Raw genomic sequence first — 17,595 nt, 5'->3', positions numbered from 1 at the left:
AACATCGTCATGGGCATTGATTGACCGACAGGAACGCTTGTGAACCAACACCAAGAGAGCGCATATCATGAATGGAAAAATGAAATTTCTCGCGCCATTGGCTGCCTTTGTCTCGCTCGCCGGCTGTGTCGAAGACACTGGTGCGTCTTCGGGCGTTGCTTATGGCCGTGCGACGCTTTCTCAGGTCGAGCAAGCCTGTGTCAGTCGGCTGGCGCAGATGTCAGGAGTATCGCCTAGCGCAATTACAGTTACGGATTCCACAGGGTCAAGCGAAGGAACCGCCGTTTTCCTGAAGAACGCGAACGGAGCGCCATGGATTTGTCGCGCTGACGGAGCAGGGAACATCATGGACGTCGAATTCCAGGGTGAAGCTTAAGAACAGTCCAACAAAACGGAGAGATTGGATGAGATTTACATTGAAACTTGCGGCCGGAGTGGCCGCTTCGACCTTGCTGCTCGGTTGCGTTGAAGACACGGGTTCACCCGCAGCAGGGCAACCTGCAGTCGGCAATTCCTATGATCTCAGTTCCTTCGAGGGTGCGCGCGCCGGACAGGCCGAGATGGGCATTCAGAACCTCGGCTATGAGGCGATCAGGACCGAGGGTTTGACCACCTACTGGTTCAACCGTTCGACCGGCGCATGTGCCCGGGTCGTCACCTCTAATGGCCGTTATTCCTCGGTGACCATGTTGCCGGCGGAAGACTGCTAAGGACGTCGCCGCGGGTGAAAAAAGCTGTTTTCACTGCGTCAGGATTTGACGTCGAAAGTTTGCTTTGTGCCTGCCTGCGGTCACGACCAATTTCCCCCACCATCGAAGGGTCTCGTTGAACATGTTGCTCTGCGAGATCTGGAATTAAAGGGGCAACGAACGGTGCAAGCATTCTGCAAGTGGGGCATACGGTTGTTTTCCGTGTTTTATGTTCTGGCACTTGTTATACTTTTAATCGGTATTTTCGGGCTGTTCGGTCAGGAAAAGGACCCGTTGTCAGCGGTTTACCTCGTGCCGCTTGGCCTGCCGTGGCTTCTTTTTGTCGACTGGCTTCCTGAAGTTTTGCTTCCGAGTGTCGGAGTGCTTGCACCTGTTTTGAACTTGGCGATCCTCATGTTTTTGTGCAGGTTGCGCAACGGTCGTCGCAAGTCCGGATGAGGCTCGGCGGGATGTTCCCTGACTGGTCTGGAGAGGAATTTGCAGGTTTTCGCGACAAATCGGCCAGACGACTGCGAGGGGGCCACGCAGGGCAACGGGCATAGTGTGACGTCCGATCCTGTTTCCAGCCGTCGGCTTCTCATGTTGGACATTGCGCGAACAGTCGCCCTGCTCGGTATGATCCTATTTCATTTCGTGAAGGACATGGAGGTTTTTGGGCTGATCGCTTCGGGGACGACGCTGACCGGTGGATGGGCCATATTTGCCCGATGCATTGCCGGGAGCTTCATTTTCATATCGGGCGTTAGTTTCGTTCTTGCGCATTCCCGGGGCTTTGATGGCAAGGCTTGGCGTCGGCGGTTCATTCTGATTGCAGGTGCGGCCTGCCTTGTGACCTTGGCCACCTATGCGGTTTTTCCGTCCCGATTCATTTATTTTGGCATTCTCCACGCCATCGCTGCCGCAAGCTTTCTGGGGTTGCCCTTCCTCTTTGCACCGGCTTGGTTGGCGCTGCTAGGTGCCGCGGTCATCATAAGTATCTTCGCTACTGTCGGCGGTTCGTTATTCCCCTCGCCGCTGATGGCTTGGACGGGGTTGAGCACAGCGGCCCGCGCGTCTCTGGATTTTCTCCCTGTTGTCCCGTGGTTTGCCGCGTTCCTGCTTGGAATTGCTTTCGCCAAAGTCGCGCCAATGGACAGGTTGGAGCCGACTTGGCCAAAATCGTTCCCGGCCCGCGCCTTGGCGTGGCCCGGTCAGCACAGCCTTGTTGTATACCTGCTGCACCAACCGCTTCTGATGGCTATCATCTGGATGGCAACGCAGGTGATGCTTTGAGCAAACACCATGTTTTCTGAACATGTCGTGCGAAGGCTGAAATCTTACGATCAAATCGTGGCACGCCCGGATTGGTGCCTGCTGTTGCTACTGAGCGGTGATGATTGGAGGGATCTTCCGACCCTGCGACAACTCGCTGGCTGACTGAACCAATGCTTGTGCATCAAGGCGGAAGTGTCGGTACAAATCTGCGATCGTGCCGGTTTGTCCAAAATGCTCCACGCCATGCGAGATGGTTCGGTGTCCGTGAACCGCGCCCAACCATGAAAGCGTTGCAGGGTGCCCATCTATCACGGTGATCAGCATACAGTGCCGTGGCACACCGGCCAGAAGCGTTTCGATATGAGCTTGGGCGCCATGGACCCCGCCAGCCCGCGCCCGTTGTGCCGCTGTCCAGCCAGCGTTCAGCCGATCCGCCGAGGTCACCGCGAGAACACCCACATCCCGACGCTCTTGGGCGATGGCCCCTGCGGCCTTGATGGCCTCGGGGGCGACAGCGCCTTGGTAGGCGATCACGATTTCACAGTTTGGACCGGGTTTGCGCAGCCAATAGGCGCCGTCGATGGCCCCTTGACGAAAGTCCTCGTTCACACGTTTGCCGGGTTGTTCAATCGGGTTGGTGGTCAGGCGCAGATAGACAGAGCCGCCGGTTTCATCGCGCAGCCATGTGCGCTCATCCGGGTCGCCTTCGCCGTCTTTTTGCAGATGGGCAAAGGCCCATTCCATGATCACGGCCAGCTCATCAGAAAACGCAGGTTCGAATGCGGCAAGACCGTCTTGAGACATGCCGATCAAGGGCGATGCAATGGATTGATGCGCGCCGCCCTCCGGGGCCAAGGTGACCCCGGACGGCGTGCCGACGATCATGAACCGCGCATCCTGATAACAGCCATAGTTCAACGCATCGAGTCCACGGGACACGAAGGGGTCATAGACCGTTCCGATGGGGATCAGGCGTTTGCCAAACAGCGAATGCGACAGCCCTGCTGCGGCCAAAAGTAGAAACAGGTTCATTTCAGCGATGCCAAGCTCGATATGTTGGCCGTCGGGGGTAAATTCCCATTTCGCTGTCGAGGGTATGTTTTCTGCCTTGAAGGTATCCGCCTGATGGGCGCGTGCAAAGAGCTTGCGGCGGTTGACCCAAGGGCCAAGGTTGGTTGTTCCGGTCACATCCGGGGAGGTTGTGACAATGCGTTCCGCCAGTGTGCTGTCGCCCTTTGACAGATCATCGAGGATCTTGCCAAAAGCCATCTGGGTCGAGATTTCCCGGTCGGGGGATAGCTCAATCGACGGAACGTCAATGATATCATCCGTATAACGACGGCGGCCTTTGGCAAAGAAGGGGGCGTGGTTCAGCATGTCCTGAAAACCGACCGGGTCTGCTATGGTGGCGAATTTCTCCCATTCCTCGCCTTTCGGAATGCCCATATAGTCCTGCCATTCAGCCATCTGGGTTTTGTTCATCAACCCGCCGTGGTTGTCTTTGTGGCCTGCAATGGGCGTCCCCCATCCCTTGATCGTATAGGCCAGAAAGCAGACCGGGCGATCGTGATCGATGGCGGCAAATGTCTCGGCCATTGTGGTGACGCAGTTCCCGCCAAGGTTCTCCATCAAAGCGGCCAATTCGTCATCGCTGCATCTGTCAATCAGGGCGGTCACGTCGCCCTGATCGCCCAAGGCCTCCATCAGACGCTGCCGCCACACTGCGCCGCCCATGAAAGTGAGCGCCGAATAAAGCTGATTGGGGCAATCGTCGATCCACTGGCGCAGTTTGTCTCCGCCCGGCTCCTTGAAGGCGGCGCGCTGGAGCACCCCGTATTTGACCCGAACGACGTCCCAACCGAAGGCGTCAAAGATCTTTTCGACCCGCCCGAACAACCCCTCGCGCACGATCCCGTCAAGGGACTGGCGATTGTAGTCGATGATCCACCAGCAATTGCGCAGGTCGTTCTTCCAGCCCTCTTGCAAAGCCTCATAAATATTGCCTTCGTCCAGTTCCGCGTCACCAACCAATGCGATCATGCGCCCCGGTTTCTGCTTGGGCCCCCAGGGTTTGGCCTGCACATAGTCCTGAATCAGGGAGGCGAAGGAGGTGATCGCAACCCCAAGGCCAACGGACCCGGTCGAGAAATCGACATCGTCCACATCCTTGGTGCGACTGGGATAGCTTTGCACCCCGCCAAATCCGCGAAAGTTTTCCATCTTTTCGCGGGTCTGGTTCCCCATGAGGTATTGGATAGCGTGAAAGATCGGCGAGGCATGCGGCTTGACGGCCACGCGGTCTTCGGGCCGCAGCGCTTTGAAATACAGGGCCGTCATGATCGACACCATCGACGCAGAAGAGGCCTGATGCCCGCCGACCTTGATGCCGTCCACCTTAGGGCGAATGTGGTTTGCGTGGTGGATCATCCAGTGGGACAGCCACAACAAACGCTGCTCGATGGCTTTCAGGTCTGCGGACATCGTGACGTTCCTTATGCTGCGGTGCGCATTTGGGGTTTTGGCAGAGCTTGCTCCAGATCGTAGATCACATCGTCGATCCCTTCGAGTCCGATTGACAGGCGCACCAACCCTTCGCTGATGCCGTGCTGGGCGCGTTCTTCGGGCGTATAGGTCGAATGCGTCATGCTGGCAGGGTGTTGCACCAGTGTTTCGGCATCGCCCAGAGACACCGCACGTTTGATTATCTGCAGTTTGTTCATCATGGCGCGCCCGGCTTCGATCCCGCCCTTTAGCTCAAAGGCGATCATGCCGCCGAACTGGGACATCTGCCGCTTGGCCAGATGGTGCTGCTCAAAGCTGCTCAGGCCGGGATACCAGACTTTTTGCACGGCGCTCGATTGTTCCAGCATCTTGGCAACTGTCGCGGCGCTGCTGCAATGGCGGTCCATACGCAACTCAAGCGTCTTGATCCCGCGCAGGATGAGCATTGCGTTGAACGGTGCCATGACAGCGCCGGTCATGTCCTTCATCCCGTACAGGCGGATTTCCGAGACCAGCTCGGCCGATCCCGCCAACAGCCCTGCAACCACATCCCCGTGACCGCCCAGGTATTTGGTCGCCGAATGCAGTACGATATCCGCGCCATGCTTGATGGGCTGGGTCAGGTAGGGCGTCGCATAGGTGTTATCGACAACCACATGCGCCCCATGTGTATGCGCGATATCTGACACCGCCTTGATATCGACCAGACGCATGTTGGGGTTGGCAGGGGTTTCAAAATAAACAACCTTGGTTTTCTCGCTGATCGCCGTGGCAAGGTTCTCGGGTGTCGTCAGATCCACATGGGTGACGGTGACGCCGAACTTGGCAAGCCCGTGCCGCATGTAGGAAAACGTGCAGCCATAAAGCGTCTTGTCGAGGATCACTTCGTCACCCGGGGCCAGCAACGTCCACATCGTGGCCGTTATCGCGCCCATGCCAGAGGCCAGCGCCAAGCCAGCCTCGGCGCCCTCAAGCACCGCGATCCGTCGTTCCAGAAGATCGCATGTGGGGTTTGAGATGCGCGAATAGATGTGCCCGGGGCGGTCGCCTGCGAACATCTCGCCGCCGGCTTCCGCTGTCTCGAATGCGTAGGTGGAGGTCAGGTGCAACGGCGGCGTCAGCGCGCCCTCGTTTTCCATCGGATCATACCCGTGGTGAATGGCCAAAGTGGAAAAGCTGTCGGGGCGGTTGCGCATGTCGAGTCTCCTTGAGGTTCAGGAGGCACGATATGGCAATTTATGGACCAGATGATTTCAACTTATGCCTATCATGAATGTATTCTTGGCATTATATGCTATGAACATGAAAAAACTCGACAGTAAAGACCAACAGATCATTCGAGCGCTTCAGCGCAACGGTCGCATGACGAATCAAGACCTAGCGGCAGAGGTGAACCTGTCGCCCTCGCCCTGTCTGAGACGGCTCAAGCTGCTTGAGGAAAGCGGTGTCATCACTGGCTACAGCGCCAACATAGATGCCGAAGCATATGGTCTGCCGGTCACCGTTTTCGTGCACGTCAGGTTGAATAGCCATACCGAAGCAACGGTCAAGCAGTTCGAGGCTGACATCAGCCGGGTCGATCAGGTGCTGGAATGTTTCGTCATGACAGGAGCATCGGACTATCTGCTGCGCGTGGTCGTGGCGGACCTGACCGACTATGAAACCTTCGTTCGCCGCAAACTGCATCCGATCGGCGGCATTGCCTCGATCGACAGCAGCTTTGTCTACGGTATCGTCAAGAAAACAAATGTCTTTCCGGTGACGCGATGATCCCTGTCCGCGCGACTTAATACGCAGCGGTAACGATGATTTCCACTTTCAACTCGGCGCGGGCAAGCTTTGCCTCGCCACATGCGCGCGCCGGGGCGTGACCTGCGGGCACCCATGCGTCCCAAACTTCGTTCATTTCGGCAAAGTCAGCCATATCGGCCAACCAGATCACCGCTTGCAGCATCTGTTCACGCGAAGACCCTGCCTTGATGAGCAGCGCATCGACGCGCGACAGGCACTCGCGAGTTTGCTCCGCCACGCTTGCGCCGTCGCCGACCTGACCGCATAGATGCGCCACGCCATTGTGCTTGACGATCTTGCTCATGCGGGCGCTTGTGTCGATCCGGTCGATCATTGTGGTCTCTCCTGTTCCGGCGCATCCGGCGTGATGTTGTCCATGGCTGCAAGCTCGCCCAAAGTCACGGGTTTGAGCGGCGGGCGAATGCGGTAATATCCGGTTTCATCCGGGGTCTGCCCTGTGGCGTCGGCCAAAAGCGCCGTCACGCTCAGCCCGCAATAACGTCCTTGGCAGGGACCCATCCCCGCGCGTCCAAAGGCCTTGGTCTGGTTCGGCCCGATGCACCCCAGTTTCGCATAGCTGCGAATGTCGCCTGCCGTGACCTCTTCGCAGCGGCAAATCAGGGTGGAATCATCAGGCAACAGTGCCTCGGCGTAGGGAGGGTAGGCGGCATCAAGGAACGGTCGAGCCGCCAGTTCCCGCGCCAGCTTTGCCCGCGGCCCAGCGGCGCGGCGGTCACGGTCCGCGCGGGTCAAACGCTCGGCCTCAAACGCGATCTGAAGCGCGGCCAGCGTTCCAGCGTATTCCGCTGCCTTGGCTCCGCCGATGCCAGCACCATCGCCTGCAATAAAGACGCCAGCCTTGTCGCTTTGGCCCCAGTCATCAAGCTGTGGGACAAAGCACCGCTGCGCCGTATCCCATGCGTGCGCGATGTTCAGAGACCGTGCGGCTTGGGTGTTGGGAACAACCCCGTGGTGCAAAAAGACAGTCTCACAGGCGATGCGATGTGATCGGCCCTTGCTGGTGAAAGTCACTGCCTCGGCCTTGTCCGTGCCTTCAACGGCAATCCCTGTCGCACCCGTGTAGCGCGGTACGCGGGCGCGGGCGATCTCGGAGAGCATCCGCAGGCCCTTGGCCATGTACCGCCAGCCGCGCAAGGCGCCGCCGATGTGCCGCGCCGCGCCGATGAAATCACGGCGTGTTTGCGTCTCGACCATTGCGGCAGGCGGTTTACCCGCCCGCACCATCTGTGCCGCGATCAGATACAGCAGCGGGCCAGACCCGATCAGCACCGCGTTGTGCGCCAGAACGCCTGATTGCTTGAGAAGGATTTGTCCGGCCCCGGCGGTCATCACGCCCGGTAGGGTCCAGCCGGGCAAGGGCATGGGCCGCTCCAAGGCGCCGGTGGCTAGAAAGACGCGATCGGCGTCGATCTGTGCGCCGCGCCCGTCGCGGGTGTAAGAGACACGGAATTGGCCCTCAATGGCCCAGACTACAGCGCCGGTGATATGCGTAATTGCGGCGTGCCGCAAACCGGCGGTAAGCGCCCTGCCACGGGTGTAATCCGCGCCCAGAATGCCGCCGCGCAGAGGCGCGACCCGGTCGACATCGCGGTAGATCTGCCCACCGGCCCGGGGCTGTTCGTCAAGAAGGGTCACTTTTAGCCCCAAAGCGGCCGCTTGTGCGCCCGCGGCCATGCCGGCAGGGCCAGCCCCGATGATGACAAGGTCACAGCGGGTCATATGAAAGCCTCATCGCGGCGCGGGCGGGTGATCTCCAGACCTTCCTTTACCTCGATCATGCAGGCCTGCCGCGTGACGCCGTCAATTTCGACCAGACAGTCGAAACAGGCGCCCATCATGCAAAACGGACCGCGCGGCGCGCCGGATACAGGCGTCACGCGAAAGGTACCAATGCCGGCGGCCAGCAATGACGCGGCAAGGTTCGCCCCTTCTGGCAAGCTGAGCGCCACGCCATCAAAGGACACCTCCACACGCGCCGGTTCTTCGAGTTCAAGAAACGGCGAAACGGTCTTCACTGAACACCTCCAGATCTGGCGCGGCCCCGGTGCCTTCCAGCCATTCGGGCAAAAGACGGGCATGAGCGGCTGCAAGCGTGACGCCACTATGACAGGTCACAAGGTAAGCCCCCGGCATCTGGGCGCTTTGCTGATAAATCGGCAGTCCGTCGGGCGAGAGGATACGCAGCGCCCCCCAGGAACGCACAAGCTGCGCACGGGCCAGCGCAGGGTAGGCGGCAATCGCTTCGGCGGCGAGGCCGGACAAGCCCGGCTGCGTAACGCGGTCATCACGGCCAACCTCTTCGTTGGTGGCCCCGATCTGGATGCCGCCCTCATCGACCTGTCGTGCGATCAGCGACGGGCGGTTGATCAGTTTCGGCAGCTTTTCGGTGATCAGAACCTGACCGCGCTGTGGGCGGATCGGCGCTTTGAACCCCATAGAGGGACCGAGCTGCGCGGCTCCGAGCCCGGCGGACAGTACAACCTTTTCCGACCCGACGGTGGTGCCATCGGCGCAGGTGATGCGAAAGGCGTCTGGCTTGGTCACTTCTGTTACGGTCTTACCGACCAGCACCCGCCCGCCCATGCGGCGCACGTCAGCGGCCAAGGCTTTCAGCAGTTTCAAAGGGTTGGCGTGACCGTCCTGATGATGCAGGATCGCCCCGACAACCTTCGGGCCGATGTGCGGCTCTTCCTTGCGCAGAGCGTTGTGCCCAAGCACCTCGTACGGGTAGTCGCCGCCCAGCTTGGCCTTCAGGACCTCGTATTTCTCAACGGTCGCCTGAAGTGTTTCTTCCGAGAAGTGCAGATCGTAACCGCCCTTTTGTTCAAGCGGAACGGCTTGACCGGTGGCATCTCCCAGTTCAGCAGCGAAGGCGGCCCATATTTCCGCCGATTCCTGCGACCAACGGGCATAACGCGGCTGGTTCATGCCTTTGGATTGCACCCAGACCAGTCCGAAATTTCCAAGGCTGGCCCGGAAAGACCCGTCATCGCCGTCCAAAATCGTCACCGAGCGTCCACGTCGGAGCAACCCCCAGGCGACGGAAAGGCCAACAACCCCTCCTCCGATAATGGCGTAATCGGTGTCCATGGCATCATTCCAATGGCGAGAGTGCGACGGTCAGGGCGACCCGCGCCGCCCTGACGATATAGCGATCAGTTGCCAGCAGCGGCGACTTTGTCAAGGATCGCCTGACCCCACTCGACGCCGACATCTTCCAGAACAGCGGGCCACACTTCAGCACGGACCTTTTCGGCCATCGCCGCCAGATCGGCGTCGCTCAGCTCGGCCACGGTGGCACCCAATTCATCGACAAGGCGTTGCTCGTTCTTGCCCTGATCGGCTTCGGCCACTTCCCAGCGGGTGGCTTCAAAGGCGGCGGCTTGCTCTTTCAGTGCGGCCTGATCTTCTTCCGACAGGGCGGCCAGGCTTTCGTTCGAGATGATCATGTACCAAACTTCAAAGTGGGTGTTGGCAGGGATGTATGTCTTGGTCACATCGCGGAACGAGGCATAATAGCCTTCCGCGCCCGAACCGATCACGCCATCAACGACACCGGTTTGAACGGCGGTGAAGGCTTCGGAGAAGGGGATCGGCGCAGGGATATAGCCCAAGGCCTCACCTGTCAGCTGAAAGCTCTTGATGCCGGGGACGCGGACCTTGATGCCATTGGGCTCGACCGAGCCGGGGGAGTCATTTGCAACGTTCAGCGCGATGCCGCCGAAATAGACCGGGTAGGCGGCCAGCATGGTGACGTCCTGTTCGGCATAAAGACCAGCCATGGTTTCACGTACCACGCCGCCGGGGCCATAGACCGCGCGGGCCTGATCCCAGTTGCCTGCAAGATAGGGGAATGAGCTGATCTGCATACGACGGTCAGCAGCGGTGGCGGCGGGCTGTGTCGCCATGTCGATCGCTCCCACACTGATCCGTTCCTGCACGGTCGTGTAGTCGCCAAGCGCCGAGGCCGGGAAGATATTGATTTTCACGTCGCCGCCGGTGGCTTCATCAACGGCGGTTGCAAAGGCGCGCAGTTCCATGTCGATGGTGGCGTCTTGCGGACGCACGTGGCTCATTTTCAGGTCAGCCGCGCTGGCAAGGCTGCCAAGGGCCATCAGAGCGGCTGTCGCCGTGGTCAGGAGTGCATGTTTCATTTTGGTATCCTCCGAGTTGAGTTGCAGTGTTCGTGATGTCAGGGAGCCACGTCGTATCCAAAGAAACGCGGCAGGAAGAGAGACAGGTCAGGCCAGAGCGAGGTCAGGAAGACCACAGGCACATAGCCGAACAGGATGAGTTTCATGGCGGGAGGAATGACTTTGGTCACCTTTACGTTGCCAATTCGCGCACCCAGATACAGGATTGAGGCATAGGGCGGTGTCACGCCCCCCATCGCCGTGTTCACACCCATGATGGCGGCGAATTGCACGGGACTGACGCCAATCGCGCTCATCAGCGGCAACAGAAGCGGTGCAATCAGGATGATCGCCGTGACATCGTTGACGACCATGCCGACCAGAAACAGCATGATGTTGATGAGGATCAGCAGCAGCACCTTGTTTTCGGTGATCGAGAAGATGCCCTGCACCAATTGCTGCGGGATACTTTCATAAACGAACATCTGGCTAAGGATCATCGAGAACAGGATCATCATCATGATCGCGCCTACGGCCGTGGCAGCCTCTTTGCCCGCTGCAAAGAAGTTTTCCCAACGCAGGCCTTTGTAGATTAGAAAGCCCACCGGAACGGCGTATATCACCGCAACGGCGGCGGCTTCGGTCGGCGTCATCACGCCGCCATAGATGCCGCCTAGGATGATGACCGGCATCAGAAGCGCGGGGAAGGCGTGAATGCCACGGCGCGCGACTTCGCCGGAAAGTTCTGAAAAGGACGGCTTGTCGTCAAGGATCAGATCGAATTTGCGCGCCATGAAAAGGTTGATCACGGAAAACGCTGTCATGATCAGCAAACCCGGCCCAAGCGTCGCCAGAAAGCAAGCCAGGATCGAGGTGTCGGTGACCCAGCCATATACGATCATCGTCACCGATGGCGGGATCAGCAGGCCAAGGATCGAGGAATTGGCGATCAAAGCGGTGGCATATTCCCGTGGGTAGCCGCGCTTTTCCATCTCGGGGATCAGAAGTGGTCCAATGGCGGCAATCCCTGTCAGGCCAGAGCCGGAAATCGCGCCGATGACAGCACAGGACACAGCCGCCACAACCCCAAGCCCGCCACGCACATGGCCGATAAAGGCATTCACAAAACGCAACAAAGAGGCCGCGATCCCGCTTTCCGACATGATCGTGCCAGCCAGAACAAACAGCGGAATGGCCAACAGAACCGGGTTGCCCAATTGCTGAACGCCCCAAAGCATCATGCCTTTCATCGTCACACCGCCGAGGAAATACATCACCATCAGGGCAGAACCGAAACAATAGGGCAGCGGCACGCCCAGCGTCAGCGTGATGACCAACAGGCCGATAGCGAGCAGGGCGATCTCAATCATGCGGGGTCTCCCATGCGCAGGCTGCGAACGTGGTTCAAAAGGTGCCATGCGGTGTAGACCATCATCAGGCCCAGACCGACGACCAGCGCCACGTCAGAATAGAATGTCGGGATGTAAAGCGTCGGGCTCTCGCGCCAGACGCGCCACGCGTAACGGGTGTATTCCCAGGCCCATGACAACAGCCACAGGCCAACGATCAGGCTGATGATTTCGCCGACAATCGCCAGGATGGTGTGGCCGCGTTCTGTCTTGATCACGATTTCCAACACGTTGGCGCGGATGTGCGTGTTCTCGCGCGATGCGTTGACGGAGCCGAGGATATATAGCCACACCGTCGGGAAGGCCATCGTCTCTTCCAAGCCCATCACCGGCACCTGCAAGACATAGCGCGTGATCACCTGCACGAACTGGCCCAAAGCCACCGCGCAAATCAGCGCCGTCAGCAGATATTTCGCGAATCTGTCCATGTATACCCCCAGGGCCAAATCGTCATGAAGCGCGGCCACCCCGTAATCTCACTGGACGGGAGGTATTAAATCAATTTAAAAATATCTCTGAACTCATAGATTTGATTTATGCCCATGAATTTGACACTCCGCCAACTTTCGACCTTCCGCGAGATCATGCGCGCTGGCTCGATCAGTCAGGCGGCGCGCGCTGTCGGGCGCACGCAGCCTGCCATTTCGATCATGGTGCAAACGCTTGAAGATCAGCTCGGGTTTTCGCTGTTCCTGCGCACACATGGTAAGCTGATCCCGACCCCTGAAGCGCAATTCTTTTTGGAAGAATGCGAAGACATTCTGGATCGCGTGGAGCGCACCGAACGTACGCTTGAGCGGATCAGCTCACTTCAGTCAGGCAAGCTCAAGATCGCGTGCCACCCAGCGGCTTCAAGCGTCTTCCTCCCCAAGCTTCTGACACGGTTCCTGCAAGGGCGGGACGAGCTTGAAGTGTCGCTGATCATGCGGTCGTCGGACGTGATCGAGGATTTGATTGCCTCGCAGCAATTCGACATAGGATTTTCGGAAACTCCCAAACCCCGTGCCTCGATCCACCAGACCGACTACGATATGGAATGTGTCTGCATCTTGCCCGCAGATGACCCTTTGGCAGAAAAATCCGTGATTACTCCGGACGATCTTGATGGCCGCCCGATGGCGGTCCTGTTCGATGCGCACGGGACCGCCATACAGACCGAGGCAGCATTTCGCACGACTGGCAATCGGTTCAATAAACGGTTCGAATTGCGGACGTTTTTGCCTGGGCTGCAATTCGTCGCGGCGGGCGCTTGCGTGATGGTTGGTGACATGATCACGGCCTACAGCCACATTCTTCACGCGCCCAGCAGCAGCGGACTGGCGTTTCGGCGGTTTAGCCCCAGAATCTCAAGCCACGTCTCGATCCTGGTGCCCGGCTATGCAACGCAATCCATGGCAGGCCTTGCGTTCATCTTGGAGCTCAAGTCCGCAGTAGCAAGCGTGCAGGCAGAGGTGGAAAAAGCGTTAAATTCACCCTGGCCGCAGGACACGCATTAGGTTTTCTTGAAAGCCTACTCCCGGTTCAGGATTGACCCTATCTTCGGATTATGGCGCGGCTGCCGGCTCCCGGTGGGTGAAGCGATCAAGGGCACCGTACCGTTCTTCTTGCTGATGCTAATGAAGCAGGTCCTCGGCGCCAAGTGCCGAGCATCACGATATTCCTGCCGAACCTGTTCTATTGGCGTGCCATCCTGAATGCGCCCAAGCACTCCGCAAATTCTATGCGCGGCGCCTAACGCCGTCGTGTAAAGCAGGACACTTCACGGGTCCCGGCAAAAGATACCTTCAAAAAAGGCCGACAGGTCCGTGGTGGCGTTCAGGGGAAGAATGTGCGCCACGTATTGATCCGGCCTGACAACGATCATGCAGCCATTTTCGCGGTCAATCCCGCGCATGTCATAGATGTCATCGCCGCTTTTATGATCCACGCAGAATACCTTTTCGAAATCGCGCAAACCGTATCGACCTTTGGCGGGGCGCAGAAGGGCAGGCATTCTTTCGAAGTCGAGCCCCGTGAAATCCGGCTGAAAGACTGCCCGCACGTCGATCAGGCCATCGATATCTTCGTCGGGGCGCGTGGAGCGGCGCACAGGCGAGGCCGGATCATTTTCAAGATAAGTGCATAGTTCCAGAATTCCGGGCGTGGTCTGCCCTAGGTCCTCTTTTCCCGCAAAGGCGTAGATCCGCCAACGCCCATCCGCTTCGGCAACATGTCCCAATTGCATCCGTTTGGCATCGGCAAGCCGTAAGACCGGAGCGGAGTGGAACCGTTTGCCAATGATCTGCCCGGTGGCAAGCCCCTGATGGTCCGGCATGGCGACGATCAAAGACGGCTCGTAGTGAACGGCAAGGCCGCCCGTAAACTCGAGGTTCTCGATGAACTGCTTCTGAAACCGGGGCATTTCGCTGCCATCAAGTTCGGATTCGCCCGGCGGAGCGCTCATGATGCGGGCCCATTGGTGGTCGGTTTCGACCAGCCGCCTGGCTTCCAGCTGACGCTCTGCGGAATAGCTGTGCAGAAGGCTCGGATCTGACCGGCCCGTCAGAACATGTGCCAGCTTCCAGCCCAGATTGAAGGTGTCGCCCATGGACACGTTCATACCTTGACCGGCCTTCGGGCTGTGGGTGTGACAAGCGTCGCCAGCGGTAAATACACGCGGCGTGCGGGTCGCGGTTTCGCCGAAGGGCACATCGTCGAATTTGTCGGTTAACCTGTGGCCGATCTCGTAGACCGACCACCAGACAACCTCTTTGACGTCGATGGTGTAGGGACACATGATCCGGTTGGCGGCGGCGATAATATGGTCAGACGTCAGGTTGCGGTTCGAGACCCGCTCGTCCGGGTTGAGCTTGTCGAGTTCGACATACATCCGGAACAGATAGCCGCCCTCGCGCGGGATGATCAGGATATTGCCTTCCTTCGCCGACTGGATCAGGCATTTCCGCCGGAGATCGGGGAAATCCGAATTGGCTAGAATATCCATCACGCCCCAGGCTTGATGCGCGGCGTCACCGTGAAGCTTGCCGCCGATCGCCTCACGCACCGCGCTGCGGGCCCCATCGCAGCCGACAACATAGTTTGCACGCACCGTGACAGTTTCGCCCGTGCCGTCATCTACGCCGACGCGTTCCAAAGTGACGGTGACCGGGTGGTCCTTGGTGCTGGTATCAACTGTCAGGTCCCTGACGCGAAGCCCGTAATTTGGCTCCAGCCGGGTAGGGGCGTTTTTCATCACTTCAAGAAAGAGCTGGTGAACCCGGGCCTGATTCAAGATCGTGTGCGGCATCTCCGATTGGTCGTCGGCCACGTCCTGCGCGATCCCGACGCGATGGATATCTTGCGGTTTGGCGGGATCTGGTTTCCAAAACGTCGTCTGGTTCACCCAATATGCTTCACGCTTGATCTTTTCAGCAAAACCGAAGGCTTGGAACATCTCCATTGAGCGGACACTGACGCCGTCAGCCTGACCTTTCTCCATCGGCCCCTGCTTCGGCTCAACGATCATCGTCGAGATTTCTGGAAAACCTGCCAATTGCGCCGCAAGGCAAAGCCCGGCCGGACCACAGCCTGCGATCAAAACATCGACTTTTTGCGCGATTGCGCGGCGGCCAGTGGAAGTCCCATCCAAACCAAGTGCGGCTGGTTTGACGTCGGGATCGCCAGATCTGAATCCGTCAATGTAATATTGCATGGTCCTATTCTCCTCTCCAAAGAATCCCCTATGATTATTAGTATCTATACTTATTAATCTTGAAAGAGGAAAGGTATGTATGCATACCTTTTGGCCGGATGTTGTTGAGACACGGCAAGTCGTACGATCAGATTTATTACATAATCAGGATTATCGGTATCTTATCGGTGTAGCCGCAAAGCTAAAATGTCACCCATGAGCAATTCAGGAATGTCACCCTGCCCTCAAAAATGACTGAGGATGAGCAGACATGGGATGGGTGGTTATGAGCGAGCGCGAATTGAACCGTGTGGAGGTTCTGGTGCAGGTCGGTAATGGTCGACTGAGCATCGATAATGCGGCGGGCATTTTGGAGCTGACGCGTCGGCAGACTTTCCGGCTGTTGAAGCGGTATCGTCAGGACGGCGCGGCAAACCTCCGAACAACCGCATCCACAAAGCCAAGCGCGATTACGCTCTGAGCCTCATCAAAGATGATTGCGCGGATTTCGGGCCGACAGTGGCTTCTGAAATGCTGGCTGAACATCACGGGTTGAAGGTTTCTCGTGAGACTGTTCGCAAGTGGATGGTCGAGGATGGGATTTGGCTATCCCGCAAACAATGACGCACGTTCCATCAGCTCAGACTGCACCGGGAGTGCTTCGGTAAATTGATCCAGATAGACGGGTCTGATCATCGGTGGTTCGAGGATCGGGGCGATCCCTGCGACCTGCTCGTCTTCATCGACGACGCGAACAGTACGTTGATGGACTGCGGTTTGTGATATCCGAGAGCACGTTCAGTTACTTCGAAGGCCTGGAAAGCTATCTGTTGAAGCACGGTCGCCCGGTCGCATTTTACAGCGCTAAGCACACTGTGTTTCGCAATCCAAAGCCCAACGAACACATGACGGGGATGACGTAATTCGGGCGAGCCTTGGCTGAACTGACCATCGAGATCATCTGTGCCCATTCATCCAAGGCCAAAGGGCTTGTCGAACGCGTGACCGAACATTGCAAGACAGGTTGGTCATGGAGCTGCGCATTGCGGGTCACCAACATGGCAGATGGCAACGCATTTCTGGTGGGCTTCGTTGAATGCTATAACGCGAAGTTTGCAAAGGTTCCCGCCAAGCCAAACAATCTGCATCGTGCTTTGAACATTGAGCCGGATCGCCTCGCGGAAGTCTTTTGTCTCCGCGACAAACGCTATGTCACCAAGGATTTGACGCTGAAGTAAGACCGCAAGCGCATCCGGCTGGCGGTCAATGATCTGACGCGTGACTTGGTCGGCAAATACGTCGATGTCTACGAGATGCCGGATGGGCGCATCCAGGTGCGTGCCAAAGGCATTGCCCTGCCCTGCAGCATCATCGACCCACATCAGCAGCGGGTTACCCACGCAACGATCACGGAGAACAAGCATCTCAGCGCTGTGCTGGCCCACATCAAGAAAGTGCAAGAGAAAGTTGCGACCCCGCCGAAGGACAAACCCGTCAGCGCAAAAAAAACTACAAAAAGAATGGGCGTCGGAACACTGACTGGAACACACTGGCTGACCGCAAACGCATCGCCGAACGCAAAGCCAGCCAGGGCTGCGATACCTGAGGTCTCCGCCCTGTCAGGCTTTGATCTCCTCAGCGCCCAGGTGGGACATTTCCAATCACCCACATCTTCCACGCAAGGTCAGAAAAGCGAACTTGGCAGGAAATAGGGGGTCTTTCTTCGCATGTCGCGGGACTGTTGATTTTGGGTCAGGACCCATTGATTTCACGTCCTTTGCGTGATTCACGGCTCCGAAAATGGAGCGCTGACATGTCTGATCTTTTCTGGCTGACCAACGAGCAGATGATGCGTCTTGAACCCTATTTCCCGAAGTCCCACGGCAAGGCTCGGGTGGACGATAGGCGCGTCTTGAGCGGTATTATCTTCATCAACCGCAATGGCTTACGGTGGCGAGATGCGCCGAAAGAGTATGGTCCGCACAAGACATTATACAACCGTTGGAAGCGGTGGAGGTGAATGGCAAACGCCACTGATGGGATGGATGGCTCCCGCTTCCGGCATCGCAATGTGCCACATTGGGTGCTGTAACATCACCAATGAC

General features: G+C 58.1%; 16 protein-coding genes and 2 pseudogenes. 8 read left to right on the top strand and 10 right to left on the bottom strand.

Annotated features, from left to right (window positions below):
* Positions 1-67 precede the first annotated feature (67 nt).
* From ACOYQJ_RS25310 to ACOYQJ_RS25295, 4 genes are all read left to right on the top strand, one after another.
* Entirely contained in the window at positions 68-376 is a 309-nt protein-coding gene (locus ACOYQJ_RS25310; RefSeq protein ID WP_422908670.1) for a hypothetical protein, read from the top strand.
* Between the two features lie 28 nt (positions 377-404).
* Positions 405-710 carry a hypothetical protein gene (locus ACOYQJ_RS25305; RefSeq protein WP_422908669.1) on the top strand — a complete coding sequence of 102 codons (306 nt, stop codon included), beginning with the start codon at positions 405-407 and terminating at the stop codon, positions 708-710.
* A gap of 201 nt (positions 711-911) precedes the next feature.
* The gene (locus tag ACOYQJ_RS25300; protein ID WP_422908668.1) at positions 912-1,148 is read left to right on the top strand and encodes a hypothetical protein; all 237 of its coding nucleotides are present in this window, start codon (positions 912-914) and stop codon (positions 1,146-1,148) included.
* Between the two features lie 141 nt (positions 1,149-1,289).
* Complete coding sequence (locus ACOYQJ_RS25295) at positions 1,290-1,982, top strand: heparan-alpha-glucosaminide N-acetyltransferase (RefSeq protein ID WP_422908667.1); 693 nt, start codon at positions 1,290-1,292, stop codon at positions 1,980-1,982.
* A gap of 87 nt (positions 1,983-2,069) precedes the next feature.
* Here ACOYQJ_RS25295 and ACOYQJ_RS25290 read toward each other — a convergent pair whose 3' ends face one another.
* Both ACOYQJ_RS25290 and ACOYQJ_RS25285 read right to left on the bottom strand, forming a co-directional pair.
* Positions 2,070-4,445: a thiamine pyrophosphate-binding protein gene (locus ACOYQJ_RS25290; RefSeq protein WP_422908666.1), complete on the bottom strand. Its 2,376-nt coding sequence runs from the start codon at positions 4,443-4,445 to the stop codon at positions 2,070-2,072.
* 11 nt (positions 4,446-4,456) lie between these two features.
* The gene (locus tag ACOYQJ_RS25285; protein ID WP_422908665.1) at positions 4,457-5,662 is read right to left on the bottom strand and encodes a methionine gamma-lyase; all 1,206 of its coding nucleotides are present in this window, start codon (positions 5,660-5,662) and stop codon (positions 4,457-4,459) included.
* A gap of 106 nt (positions 5,663-5,768) precedes the next feature.
* On the opposite strand from ACOYQJ_RS25285, the gene ACOYQJ_RS25280 reads away from it, so the two are divergent.
* Positions 5,769-6,236 carry an Lrp/AsnC family transcriptional regulator gene (locus ACOYQJ_RS25280; protein WP_422908664.1) on the top strand — a complete coding sequence of 156 codons (468 nt, stop codon included), beginning with the start codon at positions 5,769-5,771 and terminating at the stop codon, positions 6,234-6,236.
* 16 nt (positions 6,237-6,252) lie between these two features.
* Here the strand turns inward: ACOYQJ_RS25280 and ACOYQJ_RS25275 are convergent, their stop codons facing one another.
* The 7 genes from ACOYQJ_RS25275 to ACOYQJ_RS25245 all read right to left on the bottom strand — a co-directional run bounded on the left by ACOYQJ_RS25275 (position 6,253) and on the right by ACOYQJ_RS25245 (position 12,248).
* Positions 6,253-6,591, bottom strand: coding sequence for a RidA family protein (locus ACOYQJ_RS25275; RefSeq protein ID WP_422908663.1), 339 nt, complete (start codon positions 6,589-6,591; stop codon positions 6,253-6,255).
* A complete protein-coding gene (locus tag ACOYQJ_RS25270) occupies positions 6,588-7,997 on the bottom strand; it encodes an FAD/NAD(P)-dependent oxidoreductase (protein WP_422908662.1) in 1,410 nt (469 codons plus the stop codon). The genes ACOYQJ_RS25275 and ACOYQJ_RS25270 overlap by 4 nt, the downstream gene beginning before the upstream one ends.
* The gene (locus ACOYQJ_RS25265) at positions 7,994-8,293 is read right to left on the bottom strand and encodes a (2Fe-2S)-binding protein (RefSeq protein WP_422908661.1); all 300 of its coding nucleotides are present in this window, start codon (positions 8,291-8,293) and stop codon (positions 7,994-7,996) included. The genes ACOYQJ_RS25270 and ACOYQJ_RS25265 overlap by 4 nt, the downstream gene beginning before the upstream one ends.
* Complete coding sequence (locus tag ACOYQJ_RS25260; protein WP_422908660.1) at positions 8,268-9,368, bottom strand: NAD(P)/FAD-dependent oxidoreductase; 1,101 nt, start codon at positions 9,366-9,368, stop codon at positions 8,268-8,270. The genes ACOYQJ_RS25265 and ACOYQJ_RS25260 overlap by 26 nt, the downstream gene beginning before the upstream one ends.
* Positions 9,369-9,433: 65 nt before the next feature.
* Complete coding sequence (gene dctP, locus ACOYQJ_RS25255) at positions 9,434-10,432, bottom strand: TRAP transporter substrate-binding protein DctP (RefSeq protein ID WP_422908659.1); 999 nt, start codon at positions 10,430-10,432, stop codon at positions 9,434-9,436.
* Between the two features lie 38 nt (positions 10,433-10,470).
* The gene (locus ACOYQJ_RS25250) at positions 10,471-11,781 is read right to left on the bottom strand and encodes a TRAP transporter large permease (protein ID WP_422908658.1); all 1,311 of its coding nucleotides are present in this window, start codon (positions 11,779-11,781) and stop codon (positions 10,471-10,473) included.
* On the bottom strand, positions 11,778-12,248 hold the full coding sequence (locus tag ACOYQJ_RS25245; RefSeq protein WP_422908657.1) for a TRAP transporter small permease: 471 nt from the start codon (positions 12,246-12,248) through the stop codon (positions 11,778-11,780). Before ACOYQJ_RS25245 ends, ACOYQJ_RS25250 begins: the two co-directional genes overlap by 4 nt.
* Before the next feature lie 114 nt (positions 12,249-12,362).
* Here ACOYQJ_RS25245 and ACOYQJ_RS25240 point away from each other — a divergent pair, with 114 nt between their 5' ends.
* Complete coding sequence (locus ACOYQJ_RS25240) at positions 12,363-13,316, top strand: LysR family transcriptional regulator (RefSeq protein WP_422908656.1); 954 nt, start codon at positions 12,363-12,365, stop codon at positions 13,314-13,316.
* A gap of 263 nt (positions 13,317-13,579) precedes the next feature.
* On the opposite strand, the gene ACOYQJ_RS25235 is transcribed toward ACOYQJ_RS25240, so the two are convergent.
* Positions 13,580-15,511 (bottom strand): FAD-binding monooxygenase, encoded by a 1,932-nt coding sequence (locus tag ACOYQJ_RS25235; protein ID WP_422908655.1) that lies wholly within the window; start codon positions 15,509-15,511, stop codon positions 13,580-13,582.
* Positions 15,512-15,761: 250 nt separating this feature from the next.
* Here ACOYQJ_RS25235 and ACOYQJ_RS25230 point away from each other — a divergent pair.
* Positions 15,762-17,096, top strand: a pseudogene (locus ACOYQJ_RS25230) (ISNCY family transposase).
* A gap of 207 nt (positions 17,097-17,303) precedes the next feature.
* Positions 17,304-17,504, top strand: a pseudogene (locus ACOYQJ_RS25225) (transposase); the annotation flags it as partial.
* Positions 17,505-17,595: the final 91 nt, after the last annotated feature.

The organism is Pacificoceanicola algae, from assembly GCF_049341065.1.
Taxonomy (GTDB): domain Bacteria; phylum Pseudomonadota; class Alphaproteobacteria; order Rhodobacterales; family Rhodobacteraceae; genus Pacificoceanicola.
This window is presented reverse-complemented; position numbering and strand designations above follow the sequence as displayed.